Annotated in this window: 16 protein-coding genes; 11 read left to right on the top strand and 5 right to left on the bottom strand. The window is 63.9% G+C overall.

Features of this window, described 5'->3' with window-relative positions:
- Positions 1-27: 27 nt before the first annotated feature.
- Complete coding sequence (locus ACZI8R_RS12555; protein ID WP_463379946.1) at positions 28-675, top strand: LysE family translocator; 648 nt, start codon at positions 28-30, stop codon at positions 673-675.
- Positions 676-717: 42 nt separating this feature from the next.
- Entirely contained in the window at positions 718-1,143 is a 426-nt protein-coding gene (locus ACZI8R_RS12560) for a VOC family protein (RefSeq protein WP_463379947.1), read from the top strand.
- A gap of 27 nt (positions 1,144-1,170) precedes the next feature.
- Here the strand turns inward: ACZI8R_RS12560 and ACZI8R_RS12565 are convergent, their stop codons facing one another.
- On the bottom strand, positions 1,171-2,181 hold the full coding sequence (locus ACZI8R_RS12565) for an AraC family transcriptional regulator (protein WP_463379948.1): 1,011 nt from the start codon (positions 2,179-2,181) through the stop codon (positions 1,171-1,173).
- A complete protein-coding gene (locus ACZI8R_RS12570) occupies positions 2,178-3,383 on the bottom strand; it encodes a pyridoxal phosphate-dependent aminotransferase (protein WP_463379949.1) in 1,206 nt (401 codons plus the stop codon). Before ACZI8R_RS12570 ends, ACZI8R_RS12565 begins: the two co-directional genes overlap by 4 nt.
- A 152-nt stretch (positions 3,384-3,535) precedes the next feature.
- On the opposite strand from ACZI8R_RS12570, the gene ACZI8R_RS12575 reads away from it, so the two are divergent.
- On the top strand, positions 3,536-4,126 hold the full coding sequence (locus ACZI8R_RS12575; RefSeq protein ID WP_463379950.1) for a carboxymuconolactone decarboxylase family protein: 591 nt from the start codon (positions 3,536-3,538) through the stop codon (positions 4,124-4,126).
- Here the strand turns inward: ACZI8R_RS12575 and ACZI8R_RS12580 are convergent.
- Complete coding sequence (locus tag ACZI8R_RS12580) at positions 4,116-5,027, bottom strand: sigma-70 family RNA polymerase sigma factor (protein WP_463379951.1); 912 nt, start codon at positions 5,025-5,027, stop codon at positions 4,116-4,118. The genes ACZI8R_RS12575 and ACZI8R_RS12580 overlap by 11 nt on opposite strands.
- Positions 5,028-5,280: 253 nt before the next feature.
- Here ACZI8R_RS12580 and ACZI8R_RS12585 point away from each other — a divergent pair, with 253 nt between their 5' ends.
- From ACZI8R_RS12585 to ACZI8R_RS12600, 4 genes are read left to right on the top strand one after another with little or no spacing between them, the layout of a single operon-like run.
- Entirely contained in the window at positions 5,281-6,357 is a 1,077-nt protein-coding gene (locus tag ACZI8R_RS12585; RefSeq protein ID WP_463379952.1) for an ABC transporter substrate-binding protein, read from the top strand.
- Complete coding sequence (locus ACZI8R_RS12590; RefSeq protein ID WP_463379953.1) at positions 6,354-7,178, top strand: ABC transporter ATP-binding protein; 825 nt, start codon at positions 6,354-6,356, stop codon at positions 7,176-7,178. The genes ACZI8R_RS12585 and ACZI8R_RS12590 overlap by 4 nt, the downstream gene beginning before the upstream one ends.
- Positions 7,171-8,094, top strand: a complete 924-nt coding sequence (locus ACZI8R_RS12595) for an ABC transporter permease (RefSeq protein WP_463379954.1) — start codon at positions 7,171-7,173, stop codon at positions 8,092-8,094. Before ACZI8R_RS12590 ends, ACZI8R_RS12595 begins: the two co-directional genes overlap by 8 nt.
- Positions 8,081-9,328 carry an MFS transporter gene (locus ACZI8R_RS12600; protein ID WP_463379955.1) on the top strand — a complete coding sequence of 416 codons (1,248 nt, stop codon included), beginning with the start codon at positions 8,081-8,083 and terminating at the stop codon, positions 9,326-9,328. The genes ACZI8R_RS12595 and ACZI8R_RS12600 overlap by 14 nt, the downstream gene beginning before the upstream one ends.
- On the opposite strand, the gene ACZI8R_RS12605 is transcribed toward ACZI8R_RS12600, so the two are convergent.
- Both ACZI8R_RS12605 and ACZI8R_RS12610 read right to left on the bottom strand, forming a co-directional pair.
- A complete protein-coding gene (locus ACZI8R_RS12605; protein ID WP_463379956.1) occupies positions 9,271-9,927 on the bottom strand; it encodes a response regulator in 657 nt (218 codons plus the stop codon). The two genes, ACZI8R_RS12600 and ACZI8R_RS12605, sit on opposite strands and share 58 nt — an antisense overlap.
- Positions 9,924-11,126 (bottom strand): sensor histidine kinase, encoded by a 1,203-nt coding sequence (locus tag ACZI8R_RS12610; protein ID WP_463379957.1) that lies wholly within the window; start codon positions 11,124-11,126, stop codon positions 9,924-9,926. The genes ACZI8R_RS12605 and ACZI8R_RS12610 overlap by 4 nt, the downstream gene beginning before the upstream one ends.
- A gap of 108 nt (positions 11,127-11,234) precedes the next feature.
- Between ACZI8R_RS12610 and ACZI8R_RS12615 the strand changes: the two genes are divergently transcribed.
- The 4 genes from ACZI8R_RS12615 to ACZI8R_RS12630 form a co-directional block, all read left to right on the top strand.
- Positions 11,235-11,414 carry a hypothetical protein gene (locus ACZI8R_RS12615; RefSeq protein WP_463379958.1) on the top strand — a complete coding sequence of 60 codons (180 nt, stop codon included), beginning with the start codon at positions 11,235-11,237 and terminating at the stop codon, positions 11,412-11,414.
- 1 nt (position 11,415) lies between these two features.
- A complete protein-coding gene (locus tag ACZI8R_RS12620; RefSeq protein ID WP_463379959.1) occupies positions 11,416-12,117 on the top strand; it encodes a GAP family protein in 702 nt (233 codons plus the stop codon).
- Between the two features lie 28 nt (positions 12,118-12,145).
- On the top strand, positions 12,146-13,132 hold the full coding sequence (locus tag ACZI8R_RS12625) for an LLM class F420-dependent oxidoreductase (RefSeq protein WP_463379960.1): 987 nt from the start codon (positions 12,146-12,148) through the stop codon (positions 13,130-13,132).
- 79 nt (positions 13,133-13,211) lie between these two features.
- Positions 13,212-13,578, top strand: a 367-nt coding sequence (locus ACZI8R_RS12630; RefSeq protein ID WP_463379961.1) for a DUF222 domain-containing protein, incomplete at its 3' end; no start/stop codon positions are given.

A 13,578-nucleotide genomic window follows, 5' to 3' on the forward strand; every position in this document is an offset into this window, starting at 1 on the left:
CGCCGCTGCGATGCCACTCTGATGCCCATGATCAGTGCTACTGCCGTCCTCGGTGTCGCCGCCATCGAGTTGGGTCTGGTGCTCACTCCGGGGCCCAACATGGTCTATCTGGTGTCGAGAAGTGTGACCCAGGGGCGGGCTGCTGGATTGGTGTCTCTCGCCGGTGTGGCAGTGGGCTTTCTCTGTTATCTGATTGCCGCAACTCTCGGCATCTCGAGCATCTTCGTGGCCGTTCCGCAGGCGTACACGGCGCTGAAGATCGCCGGCGCTCTCTACCTGGCGTGGATGGCGTGGCAAGCATTGCGGCCCAAGGGGAACGACGTCTTCGCGCGGACCACCACGCTCGCGCCGGACGGTCGACGAAAGCTTTTCGTCATGGGCCTGACCACCAATCTGCTGAATCCGAAGATCGCTGTGCTGTACCTCGCTCTCATCCCGCAATTCATACGTCCCGAGGACGGTCCGGTCTGGGCGCAGAGTCTCGTGCTCGGATCGGTCCAGATTTCGGTTGCTCTCGCCGTCAACGGGCTGATCGTCTGTCTCGCAGGCGCGATCGCCACGTTCCTCGCGGCTCGCCCGGGGTGGGCCCGAATCCAGAAGGCGATGATGGGCACGGCGCTGGGGGCATTGGCCGTTCATCTCCTGCTGGACAGATCCCGTCCTGCGGCGGCGTGACCTTCGAAAAAGGCTGTCGGTGGGTGGATCTAGCGTGGATGCATGTCGATGGAATTTCAGGTCACAGTAGATTCGGAACATCCCCACGACCAGGCAAAATGGTGGGCTGACGTACTCGGTTGGGAGATGGAGCCCAGTGACGAGGACTTCATCCGCGGACTGATCAGCGCAGGTCACGCGCAGGAGTCCGACACCACTACCTACGACGGCGTGCTCGTCTGGCGAAACGGTGCGGCCATCCGCGATCCCGAGCATCCGCAACGCCCACGTGTTCTCTTCCAGTTGGTGCCCGAGTCCAAACAGGTGAAGAACCGTCTCCACCTGGATCTACGGGCCGGCGACGGGCGCGAGGCCATGGCAGAGGAACTCGTCGCCAAGGGCGCGACGTTTCTTCACAGAGGAGGCCAGGGTCCGTACCTGTGGATCACGATGACGGATCCGGAAGGTAACGAATTCTGCTTGTGCTAGGCGGAGCGTCTCTTCGAGGAAAGGCGCTCAGTGCCGAAAGCTGCTGGGAGTGTTACCCGTCCATCGTTTGAAGGCACGCCGGAATGCGCTCGGTTCCGAGAAGCCGAGACGGGCGGACAGTACTTCCACGGCTTCGCCGCGTCGCAGGCCGGCAACGGCAGTATCGCGAAGAACCTCTTCGCGGAGCTGGTTGAGCGAGGTGCCGTCCTGTCGTAGCAGTCGGCGCAGATGCGGAACGCTGATGGAGAGCATGTCCGCGATGTCCTCGGCTGTTGCGGTACGTCCCTTGACGCCGAGTTCGAGTGCTCTGCGTACCTGAGCAGAAGCGGCCGAATCGTAATCACGTTCGGAAAGAAGGAGATTCGGTGACCCTCGAAGATAGTCCTCGAGTGCCTCTTCGGTCCTGATCACAGGTAGCCGCAGCGCAGCGTTGTCGAATTCGAGTGCCGGGGCCGGGCAGCCGAACGTTACCGGAACACCGAAAATGTGGTCGTAGTTCTGGGCGAGTGCAGCGATCGGTGTGGGGTAGGGGACCTCGACGGCGAGGAGGCGAACTCGCTTCCCGACAAGCCATGCCGCGAACCGGTGCAGGAGAATGAGGATGAAGTCCGTGACGATGCGCGCGGCTTCGTCCGGCACGGCCGTGCTGCTCGAGTCCGTGGCAACCGTGATCACGGTGCCGTGCTCGCCCGCGGTGATTCGCAGCGGCGGGAGAGCCGGTAACGCACGCACGAGATCGGCCAGCCGATACAGAGCCGCCGACAGATCAGGGCTGTGAATCAGGGCGAGGCACAGCAGTCTGAACGTGCCACGGGGGACCGGAGCCTGGCCCAATCCGAACAATTCGTCGTCGGTCAGTCGCCACACCTCCTGCGTGAATGCAGTGACTTGCGCGGGGGTCAGACGGGCCAGCGGATCCGCGAGTGCGACATCGCCGATACCGGCCGCCGACAGAGCCGGCTTGAGATCTGCTCCGCCGCGGTCGGACAATTCGAGGGCGCGCCGCACGAAGTCCGCAGGTATGGTTCGAGCGCTCACGTCGTGTCTTCTCGACGAGGTTCGGTTGTTCCGAGCGTGCGCAGACGCCGAGCGGCCTCGTCCAGAACTTCGTCCTTCTTGCAGAAAGCGAAGCGCACCAGGTGGTTCCACTGGTCAGGATGATCGGTGAACACGCTGATGGGTACCGCGGCGACGCCGATCCGCTCCGGCAGCGAGCGGCAGAACTCCACCCCGTCACGGTCGCCGATCGACGTGATGTCCGCGCAGAGGAAGTAGGTGCCCCCGCCCGAGTACACGTCGAACCCCGCTTCGGTGAGTGCGCCGTGGAGTACGTCGCGTTTGTCCTGCAGCTGAGCGCTGGACGATCGGACCCATTCCTGCTCGCGCAGGAGAGCGTGCGCGACGGCGGGCTGAAATGGGGCGCCGCCGACGAACGACAGGTACTGCTTGGCTGCGCGAACGGCAGCGATCAGGTTCGCCGGCCCGCACGCCCAGCCGATCTTCCATCCCGTGACGTTGAACGTCTTCGCCGCGCTGGAGACGGTGATCGTTCGCTCCCACATACCCGGCAACGATGCGAGTGGCGTGTGAACTCGGCCGTCGAACACGAGATGCTCGTATACCTCGTCGCTCAGAACGAGTAGATCGCGTTCACATGCGATCTCTGCGATGCTGCGAATTTCATCGGCTGTGAATACCGTGCCGGTCGGATTGTGTGGTGTGTTGACGACGAGCATCGTGGTTCGCTCGGTGATCGCGGCGCGAAGGGCGTCGACATCCAGACGGAAGCCGGTGCCGGATGGGACGAGGGGCGCAGTCCTCCGGGTGGCGCCGGCGAGCGCGACGGAGGCCGCGTACGAGTCGTAGAAGGGTTCGATCAGAACTACTTCGTCCCCGGGCTCGACCAGGCCGAGCAGAGTCGCGCTGATCGCTTCGGTCGCACCGACGGTGACGAGCACTTCCGACTCGGGATCGAGTTCGGTGCCGTATCGGCGTGCGCGGTCCGTGGCGATCGCGTCGCGCAGCACCTTCATGCCCGCGCCGGGCGGGTACTGATTCACTCCGTCGGTGATCGCCTGCCGTGCCGCCTCGAGCATCGATTCCGGCCCGTCGGTGTCCGGAAACCCCTGCCCCAGGTTGACGGCGTCGTTGCGGATGGCGAGTTCGGTCATCTCCGCGAAGATCGTGGACGCGAACGGCCGTAGGCGCGTGACTGTCCGGTTTCGGGCTCCCTCGGGCATAACTGCAGGGTAGTCGGTATCTCGCGGCCGATTCGACCCGGTCGTGTCACGTTCGGCTGCGCAGCGTCGTCTAGGTGGTGAAGGGGTGCACACCGTGCCCCGAACGACGAAGGAGGCCGACATGCCCCCTGACAACGACGAAGGAGGTCGACATGTCTCGGATACCTGCCGTGACGCCCGCTGAGGCCGGCCCGCTGGTGAAGATTGCATACAAGTTCGCCGCCCGACAATTCGGGGAGGTGCCCGAGCCGTTCGCGGTGGTCGCCCATCATCCCAAGTTGTTCGCAACGTCCGTGATGCAGGAACTGGCGGCCGAGAAATCGTCCAAGACTCTGCCTGCCGGCGTTCGTGAGCTGGCCGTGTATCGAGTTGCGTGGAGCATCGGATGCTCGTGGTGTGTCGACTTCGGCACCATGCTGCAACGTCTCGACGGTCTCGACGTCGCACGCCTGAAGGAGATCGGCAACTATGCCGAGTCGAGCCTGTACACCGACGACGAGAAGGCGGCCATTGCGTACGCCGACGCCATGACGGGCGACGTGCACGGCGAGAACGGCGTCACCGACGAGCAGGTCGCCGATCTCGCGCGACGTTTCGGGAACAACGGCGTCGTCGAACTGACCTATCAGATCGGTCTGGAGAACATGCGGGCGCGGATGAACTCGGCTCTCGGTATCACCGACCAGGGCTTCAGCACGGATGCGTGCCGGGTGCCGTGGGCGGAGGAGAACGTCACCGGTTGACGCGGACGCCGCCGAACTTCTCCGGATTTGCAACGTCGTAGGCGGCGCAGACGAGACCGTTGCGGACTGTGAAGCCGTTGACGCGGGCCGGGTAACTGCGGTCGTGTGTGTCGTCGCCGGGGAATCCGTGGTTGAAGAACCCGAGTTGGCCATTCACCAGTGCGGGTTCGAGCCCGCTGAAAGCGCCGGGCCCGTATCGCTTGACGAGGCCAAGGAAGAAGCGCGCGAACTTGTCCGCGCCGGTGATGACGTTGACCGCGGTGGTGGTGGTTCCGTTGGCGTCGCCGATCACAATGGCGTCGGGATGCAGTGCCGCCACGACGGCATCGAGGTCCCCGCTTGCCATCGCTTCCATCAGCCGCGTGACGGCCGCCGCGTGCTCCTCGTCGGGAACCGGGGGCGCGGCGGTGGCCGCAGCCTTGCGGCCCCGCGAAGCGAACTGGCGAGCCGTGGCCACTTCCACGTCGAGGATTCGCGCGATCTCGGAGAACGGCACCGAGAATCCGTCGTGCAGCACGACGGCGACGCGTTGCTGCGGTGGCAGAGAATCCAGTACTACGAGTGCCGCAAGCCTGTTCTCTTCCTGACCGACCACGTAGTCCAACGGATCCGGCTCTGCCGATGGGCGGATATCCGTGACAATGGGCTCTGGAAGCCATTGCCCGACATAGGTTTCTCTCCGCACGGCTGCGGAACGAAGACGGTCCAGACACACTCTGCCGACGACTGTGGTGAGCCAGGCTCCCAGATCGCGAATTTGCGAGGAATCGTACGAATCGAGGCGAATCCACGATTCCTGCACGGCATCCTCGGCATCACCCACACTGCCCGTGAGGCGGTAGGCCACCGACATCAGATGGCCCCGGTGCGTCTCGAACTCGTCCGCGAGCTGCACAGTCATGGCCTCATCCTACGTCTGGACCCGACATAAAATCGGCCCTGTTCGTAACCATTGCCGGTGGGGGTGGGTGCGAACGTATGGTCTCTCCAACGCCCTCGAGTTGGGCAGTGCACGTCGACCAGGGAGTAGTCATGTTCCAGTGTTTCAGCTGTCTCGGCTGACCCGAACTCTCACTACTTTTCCTTTCACTTCTTTCGGCGCGCCCGAGATCCCGGCGCTGCGCCGGTGGTGTTCCCCTATCCGAAAGTTCGCGATGATTCGCTCACGATTCACTCGTCCCTTGGCCGCCGTGGCGGCCGTGCTCACCCTCTCCACCGGCCTCGTCGCCTGCTCCGGGGCATCCGAAGCCACCAAGACCGCCGACGGTAGGACCGTCCTCCGCTACGAAGGAACGACCGGGCAGGTGAACTTTCCCGAACTTGCCGAGGATCTCGGCTACTTCGACAAGGTGAAGCTCGAGTGGAAGGGGGACAGCACCAGCGGGCCGCAGAGCATCCAGAATGCTGCGACGGGGGAGACCGACTTCGGTGGTGCGTTCAACGGCGCGGTATTGAAACTTGCTGCGGCACATTCGCCCGTGACGTCGGTGATCGGCTACTACGGATCGGACAAGGAGACGTTCAACGGGTACTACGTCTTGGATGGCAGCCCCATCCGAACCGGGCGTGACCTGATCGGCAAGAAGGTCGGGATGAACACTCTCGGTGCGCATCACGAGTTCCTGGTTCGAGAGTGGCTGGCTCAGGAAGGGCTGACTCCCGAGGAGATCGAGCAGGTGGAGCTGACCGTCGTACCGCCCGTGAACGGTGAGCAGGTGCTACGACAAGGGCAGGTCGACGTGAGCACGCTCGGGAGCGTGTTCCGTGAAACCGCGGTCGAGCGGGGCGGCATCCACCCGCTCTTCACCGATGAATCACTGTTCGGCGCATTCACCTACGGAAGCATCGTCTTCCGGGACGACTTCATCGAGAAGAACAAGGATGCGGTGGCCGACTTCGTGCAGGGCACCGCTCGCGCGATCAGGTGGACGCAGACCACCCCGCGCGAGCAGGTGATCGACCGTTTCCGGCAGATCATCGAGAAGCGTGGACGGAACGAGAACACCGATCTCGTCGGTTACTGGAAGAGCCCCGGCGTGGCCGGCCCAGGCGGGGTGATCGCCGACAAGGAGATCACCACCTGGATCGACTGGCTCGAACGGAACGGCGAAGTGGAACCGGGGAAGCTCAACGCCGGCGATGTCTACACCAACGAATTCAACCCGTACGCCAACGGCGCCTACCCCGAGAACAGCGGAGCCGACGGCCAGGCACTGGAGGGAACCAAATGAGCACACCCAGCACCAACGCACAGCCCAAGCTGAGGCTCGAACACGTCACCAAGCAGTTCCCGGTGCGTGGCTCGAAGGAAGAGTTCACGGCCATCGACGACATCAGTATCGATCTTGCAGACGGTGAATTTCTGGTCCTCGTCGGTCCTAGCGGATGCGGCAAGTCCACGCTTCTCGATCTGCTGGGTGGGCTCGGAAAGCCCACAGCAGGTGAGATATTCATCGACGGCAAGCCGATCACTGGGCCTGGTTTGGACCGGGGGATCGTATTTCAGCAGTACGCACTGCTGCCGTGGCGCACGGCCCGTCACAACATCGAGTTCGGGTTGGAGGCGAAAGGGCTCCCCAAAGCGGAGCGGCGTGAGCGTGCCGAGTACTACCTCGAATTGGTGGGATTGCAGGGATTCGGTGACCGATATCCGCACGAGCTTTCGGGCGGCATGAAGCAACGCGTTGCGATCGCCCGCAGCCTTGCCTTCGATCCCGAAGTGCTTCTCATGGACGAGCCGTTCGCGGCTCTCGACGCCCAGACCCGGGAATCGTTGCAGGACGAGCTGTTGCGCATCTGGAAGGCGACGGGAAAGACGATTCTGTTCATCACACACGGCATCGACGAGGCGATCTACCTCGGGCAGCGGGTGGCCGTCCTGACCTCGCGTCCTGGACGAGTGAAGACGATCGTAGACATCGACATCGATCGTTCCGGGGACGACGTTCGATCGAACGAGGAGTTCCGCAAGTACCGGCACCGAATCTGGACCCTGCTGCACGGCGAGGTCGAGCGTGCTCAGGTGATCGAGAAGGAGTCCGTCCATGTCTAGCGCTGTTGCCACCCAACCACGAGAGCTTGCGGCGGAATCGGATCCGGCCGAGACTGCGGCGGGACTGCAGCCGGGCGTCGGAGCGGAGATCCCCGTTGCCCCTTCGCCCGGCTCGAACCGAGAACCGGGCGTGGTGCGACGCATCGCAGGGGCGGTCGGCCCGGTCGCGTGGCGGTTCTTCAAGCCCTCCATCGCCATCTTTGCCTTCCTTGCACTGTGGGAGGTGGCCCCGAGAGTCGGTCTCGTCGACGAAGTATTTCTGCCGCCCTTCACGACTGTGGTGGGAGCGTTCCTGGATCTCGCTCAGTCCGGTGAGCTGTGGGAACATGTGTCCGCGAGTCTCTTTCGCGCACTGGCCGGGTTCTCGGTTGCGATTGTGATCGCCATACCCCTGGGGATCGCAATCGCCTGGTACCGGCCCGTCGCAGACTTCCTCAATCCGATCCTCGAGCTGTTCCGCAACACCGCGGCGCTCGCCCTGCTCCCGGTATTCGTGCTGATCCTCGGGATCGGCGAGGAATCGAAGATCGCACTGGTCATCTACGCCTGCGCCTTCCCGATCCTGCTCAACACCATCTCGGGCGTGCGCACCGTCGACCCGCTCCTGGTGAAATCGGCCTGGTCGCTGGGATTGTCGCCGATTCGCTTGTTCCAGAAGGTGGTCCTTCCTGCCGCCGTGCCCACGATCTTCACGGGCATTCGTATGGCAGCGGCGTCGTCGATCCTGGTACTTATCGCCGCCGAGATGGTGGGAGCGAAGGCCGGACTCGGCTACCTGATCACAGCTTCCCAGTTCAACTTTCAGATTCCGAACATGTATGCCGGCATTCTCGCCATTTCGATTCTCGGGCTGACCATCAACGCGGTCCTCGTCTTGATCGAACGCAGACTCTCGCGCTGGCGTGCCACCACATAGCAGTACGAAGCGCGGACGGCCCGCTGAGCCGTCCGCGCTTCGCGCTCTGGTGCCGACGGTCTTCGTACCGGCGGCGATATTCGGCATAGGACAGGGCGCCGGCGCTCCGGTCATCGCCGTCACCGCGCGCGAGCTGGGCGCCTCCGTGTCCACCGCAGGATTGATCGTCGCAGTCGTTGGCCTGGGTGCCGTACTGGGCGACCTCCCAGCGGGACGCATCGTTGCTCGTGTCGGAGAACGACGAGCGATCATCGGCGGCAGTGCGCTGGGTGCGGTGGGCGTTCTCGTCGCACTGTGCTCGTACGCGCCGTGGATGCTCGGGTTCGGCGCGCTGCTGACGGGGCTTGCCAATGCGGTGTGGGGCCTGGCTCGGCAGAGCTATCTCGCCGAAGTTGTACCTCCAGGTCAGCGCGCCAGGGCGATGTCGTCCTTCGCGGCGATGTGGAGGCTCGGTTTCTTCATCGGGCCCCTTCTCGGGGCAGGCGTGATCACGCTCGTGGGTACACGGGGCGGCTTCGTGGTTCAGATCCTGGGCATCGCCATTGCCGGCTGGTTGATGTCGAGAGTGGCGGACGCGCCGCGAGGGAAGCGTGCAGACGGGCTCAGCCACGTGTCGCTTCCGTCGGTACTTCGTATGCATCGGCGGGTACTTCTCACCCTCGGTAGCGGATCGCTGCTGATGGGCGCGGGGCGTGCGTCCCGAGACGCCGTGCTCCCGCTGTGGGCGTATCACGTCGGCCTCGACGCAGCCCAGATCAGTGTGGTGTTCGGCGTCGGCGCCGCGGTGGACGTGCTGTGTTCGTATCCGGCCGGCAAGTTCATGGACCGATACGGACGACGCTTCGTCGCCGTGCCCTCGCTGGTGATCATGGGTTCCGCGTATCTGTTGTTGCCGTTCACCACCGACCTGTATTCCCTTGCCGCAGTGGCCGTGATTCTCGGCCTCGGTAACGGACTGGGAAACGGCGTGATCATGACGTTGGGTGCGGACATAGCCCCACCCGACGCGCGCGCCGAGTTCCTCGCGGCATGGAGGCTGACACACGACACCGGGATGTTCGCCGGACCGTTCGCAATCGGGACGCTCGCGGTCGCCGTTCCACTCGGTGGTGCGATCTTCGCGTTGGGAGGTGCGTCGGTCGTGGGCGCCGGAATACTGTTCCGATACATACCGATCTATGTGCCTTGGCCACCTGAGAGCAGCCCGAGCTCGCGGGCGAGGATCGCGGCTTGAACACGTGACGTGAGCTGCAGCTTCGACAGCACCCGTGAGACATGGGTTTTCACGGTGGGTGCGCTCACCCCCAGTATCTTCGACAGTTCGGCGTTCGAGAGTCCGGAGCCCAGCAGGCTCAGAACTTCGTGTTCGCGTTCCGTGAGGTCGGCGAACCCCGGCGGTTCCGCGCGCCGAGGCGCGGTCCGAACGAACTGACCGATCACCGCACGGGCAGCCTGTGGAGCGAGAACGGCGTCACCGTCCGCGACGCTGCGGATCGCCCCGACCAACTCGTCGGCCGAGGCGGTCTTGAGAAGAAAGCCCGCAGCGCCGGCACGGAGCGCCGCGAACACGTACTCGTCGAGATCGAAGGTGGTCAGGATCAGCACCCGACTGTCGGTGGACTCGACTATGCGTCTGGTTGCTTCGATTCCATCCGTTCCGGGCATTCGGATGTCCATGAGGACGACATCGGGAGCGTGTGTACGGGTGATGGTCACAGCGGAATCTCCGTTGTCCGCCTCCGCGACGATCCAGATGTCGTCGTGTGCGCCGATCATCATCGACAGACCGGAGCGAATCGCCGCGTGATCGTCGACCACTGCCACGGTGATCATCGGTGGGCACGTCCTTCCGCGACGACGTTGTCGAGCGGAAGTCGTGCTCCCACTACCCAGTAGCCCGCGACGATAGAGGCGTCGAGTGATCCACCCAACAGTTCCGCACGGTGGCGCATGTTGGCCAGACCGTGGCCGAGGGGCGACGGTGAATCCGGCTCGGGCGCTGCAGGATTACGCACGTCGAGATGCAGTTCCGGTCCCTCGATGTGTACCGACAGGTCGATCGATGTTCCGGGGGAGTGCTTGATCGCGTTGGTGAGAGCTTCTTGCGCGATGCGATATGCGGTGTGGTCGACGATGCTTGGGAGAGCGAGGGTGTCGACGTCTACTCGCGCCGCCACATCGATCCCGGTGGCGCGAGCCGCATCCACCACGACGGACAGCTCCGTGAGTCGCGGTGGCGCCGCGCGAGGATCGGACGAGAGACCGTCATGGTCCGATCGCAGCAGTTCGATCATCGACCTCATCTCGGCCAACCCTGCCACACTGCTCGTCCTGATCGCGCTCAACACGGTGCGCAGGTTCTCGTCCCCGCGCGTGGAATCGAACGACAACGCAGCCTCGGAATGAATCGCAATGGACGACAGGTGGCTTGCGATCACGTCGTGCAGATCGCGTGCCATGGTGGCCCGCTCGTGCGCCACCGCGGCCTCACGGTCGGCGGCAGCAAGGGCCTGCTGCGCGCTCGCACGTTCACGTTCCGCAGCGGTGATTTCGAGCTGTCTTCGGATGGCGAGGGCCCACCAGACCGGTGTCCCGAAGAACAAAGCCGTCACCAGTGCGGACCCGGCTGCGAATCGAATGTCTTCGGTGGCGACGTAGACCACTGCCGCGAATACCGCGACTGCGATTGCAGTCAGATAGCAGACCGCGCGACTGGTCCGTGCAGTCCCGTAGAGCGCGGCCGCGTAAACCAGGTCCGACACGACCAACCAGATCGGAACGGTAGGCCCGAGGAGCAGGTCTATAACGAACACGATGCAGCCGACGCCGAGCGCGGCAACGGGCCGTTTGCGTCGGAAGACATCCGCAGCGCAGATGACGGCGAGCAGCGCTACGCGGACACCGAGGGGGAGGTCGGTCGGCCCGGTCCCCAGCTGGTACAGCTCGACGAAGTACAGGACCAAGCCGATGACGAACACACTCAGAGCCAGCGCCGGGTCCATCCAACGCGCAAGGTTCGGTCGTGCTGCCACCGTTCCATCACAGCACAGCAGGTCGGGGGGCACGTCATCCCGAAGTATGACGCCCTGGCACCCGTATCGGCCGATGTGCGGGGACGAGATCGCCTGCAGTCTGACTCCATGGACTTACGTCTCGGATCCCTCATCGGAGTGCTACTCGTTCTCGGTGGCGCCGGCTTGTGGCTGTTTGCCCGCGATACCGAATTCCTCTGGTTCCGTGGCGGCCCGCTCGGCGTGGTGCTGGTGGTCGTCGGGATCCTAGATCTCGCGAACTCGCGGCGGACTCGAACCCGGGGCTGACATGGACACGGTGCTTCTCGTTTCACTCGCGGCGCTGGCACTGCTCGACAGCACGAGCATCGGCACGCTCGTCATCCCGGTGTGGATGCTGATGTCTCCGAAGCGGCCACCCACTCGTCGACTCGTCACCTATCTGGGCGTGATCGGAACGTTCTACTTCGTGGTCGGGGTGATGCTGCTCCTGCTCGCCCGGGCAGGGGCCGGTGTGGACACCGGATTGCTCGAGTCCGCACCGGTTCGAGTGGTTCAAGCGGCGCTCGGTATCGGTCTTCTCGTGTGGAGTTTCCGATTCGATTCGAAGAAGCGCCGTGAGGCGGGGGAGGAGAACAGGACTCAGGCCTGGAGAAATCGTGCTCTCCGGCAGGAGGGTTCGACTTCCTCGGTGGCAACGTTGGCAATGTCGGCCGGCGCCATGGAACTGGTGACGATGCTGCCCTATCTGGCCGCGATCGCCCTGATCGTCTCCGGCGGGTTCGCTCTGGCTGCATCCGTTCCGCTGCTCGTCGGCTATTGCGCGATCATGGTGCTGCCGGCATTGGTGCTGCTCGTGGCGCGCCGAGCAGCAGGAAGCAAGCTGGACGGCCCGCTCGAACGGTTGGACGGATTGTTGTCACGGTATGCGGACACCGCCGTCGGCTGGGTCATCGGAATCGCAGGGTTTCTCATCGCACGTGACGCTCTGGCCGCACTGTTCGTCGCCTGACGCGCGCGTCGCGAGTAGCCTCGCAACTATGCGATTCGGACTCTTCGTTCCACAAGGCTGGCGTCTCGACCTGGTGGGCATCGACCCCGCCGACCAGTGGCCCCTCATGCGGGATTTCGCACTGCGAGCCGAGTCGGGACCGTGGGAGTCGGTGTGGGTGTACGACCACTTTCACACAGTCCCCAAACCCACGCAGGAGGCCACCCACGAGGCGTGGTCGCTGATGTCGGCGCTCGCTGCCACCACCAGCACTGTGCGACTCGGCCAGATGTGTACTGCGATCAGCTACCGCAATCCCGCCTACCTCGCCAAGGTTGCCGCGACCACAGACCTGATCTCCGGAGGTCGAGTCGAAATGGGTATCGGCGCGGGGTGGTACGAACAAGAATGGCGCGCATACGGTTACGGGTTTCCGCCGCCGGGCGAGCGTCTTGCTCGTCTCGACGAGGGCGTGCAAATCATGCGTCAGGCGTGGAGCACCGGATCCGCGACTCTCGACGGCAAGCACTATCAGGTCGACAACGCGATCGTGCGCCCACTTCCGTTGCAGGAAGGCGGTATACCGCTGTGGATCGCGGGCGGCGGCGAGAAAGTCACGCTGAAGATCGCAGCGAAATACGCGAACTACACCAACTTCGACGGCACGCCAGACGTGTTCGCGCACAAGTCCGCGGTGCTGAAGTCGCACTGCCAGAATCTCGGGACCGATTTCGACGCCATCGTGCGGACCGCCAACTACAACGTGGCGATCGGTGCCACGGAAGCCGAAGTCGAAGAGCGCCTACAGACACTGAAGGCCCGCCTCGTTCCGCACGTGGGTGAGGCGGCCGCAGAGGAATCCCTGGGTGCCTTCCGCGGAATGCCCGGCGTCGGAACGCCGGAACAGATCATCGAAAAACTCGGTGCACTGAAGGATCTGGGACTCGAATACGGAATCTGCTACTTCCCCGAGGCCGCCTACGACACCACCGGAATCGAGATGTTCGAGCGGGAAGTGGTGCCGGCGCTGCGGTAGTGCGAGTCGGTTATCCCGCGATCGGGTTGGGCCAGCCGAACCGTTGACTCGAACTGGTGTTCGAACTAGGATTTTGTGTATGGGGTCGGGGGACGCTTTTACAGGGGTGGATGATCAGTTAGCCGATGATGCGTGGCGGTTGGCGGATCGGGTGTTGTGCGAGTCGGTGCTCGAGTTGTCATCGCAGATTGCGGTGTTGGAGGCGCGGCGGGTCCGGTTGGTGGCGGAGGTCGATTCCCGCTGCCGGGTCGAAGTGTTGGGGTATCGGAATGCGAAGTTGTGGTTGGCGCATTCGACTCTGTTGGAGGTCGGTGCTGCGGGCCGGTTGATCGCCTTGGGTGCCGGGTTGGTGCGGTTTCCCGCGATCGGGGCGGCATTGGATGCCGGGCAGATGTCCATTGCGCTTGCGGGGTTGATCGTGGGGTTCTGCGAGAACCCACCGGCAG

The organism is Rhodococcus huquni (assembly GCF_055231055.1).

What these genes read in the sequence shown, in the direction of transcription:
- ACZI8R_RS12560 (WP_463379947.1), top strand. Translation starts at nt 718, where the DNA reads ATGTCGATGGAATTTCAGGTCACAGTAGATTCGGAACATCCCCACGAC.
- ACZI8R_RS12570 (WP_463379949.1), bottom strand. Translation starts at nt 3,383, where the DNA reads ATGCCCGAGGGAGCCCGAAACCGGACAGTCACGCGCCTACGGCCGTTC.
- ACZI8R_RS12555 (WP_463379946.1), top strand. Translation starts at nt 28, where the DNA reads ATGATCAGTGCTACTGCCGTCCTCGGTGTCGCCGCCATCGAGTTGGGT.
- ACZI8R_RS12580 (WP_463379951.1), bottom strand. Translation starts at nt 5,027, where the DNA reads ATGACTGTGCAGCTCGCGGACGAGTTCGAGACGCACCGGGGCCATCTG.
- ACZI8R_RS12625 (WP_463379960.1), top strand. Translation starts at nt 12,146, where the DNA reads ATGCGATTCGGACTCTTCGTTCCACAAGGCTGGCGTCTCGACCTGGTG.
- ACZI8R_RS12585 (WP_463379952.1), top strand. Translation starts at nt 5,281, where the DNA reads ATGATTCGCTCACGATTCACTCGTCCCTTGGCCGCCGTGGCGGCCGTG.
- ACZI8R_RS12615 (WP_463379958.1), top strand. Translation starts at nt 11,235, where the DNA reads ATGGACTTACGTCTCGGATCCCTCATCGGAGTGCTACTCGTTCTCGGT.
- ACZI8R_RS12605 (WP_463379956.1), bottom strand. Translation starts at nt 9,927, where the DNA reads ATGATCACCGTGGCAGTGGTCGACGATCACGCGGCGATTCGCTCCGGT.
- ACZI8R_RS12595 (WP_463379954.1), top strand. Translation starts at nt 7,171, where the DNA reads ATGTCTAGCGCTGTTGCCACCCAACCACGAGAGCTTGCGGCGGAATCG.
- ACZI8R_RS12575 (WP_463379950.1), top strand. Translation starts at nt 3,536, where the DNA reads ATGTCTCGGATACCTGCCGTGACGCCCGCTGAGGCCGGCCCGCTGGTG.
- ACZI8R_RS12590 (WP_463379953.1), top strand. Translation starts at nt 6,354, where the DNA reads ATGAGCACACCCAGCACCAACGCACAGCCCAAGCTGAGGCTCGAACAC.
- ACZI8R_RS12620 (WP_463379959.1), top strand. Translation starts at nt 11,416, where the DNA reads ATGGACACGGTGCTTCTCGTTTCACTCGCGGCGCTGGCACTGCTCGAC.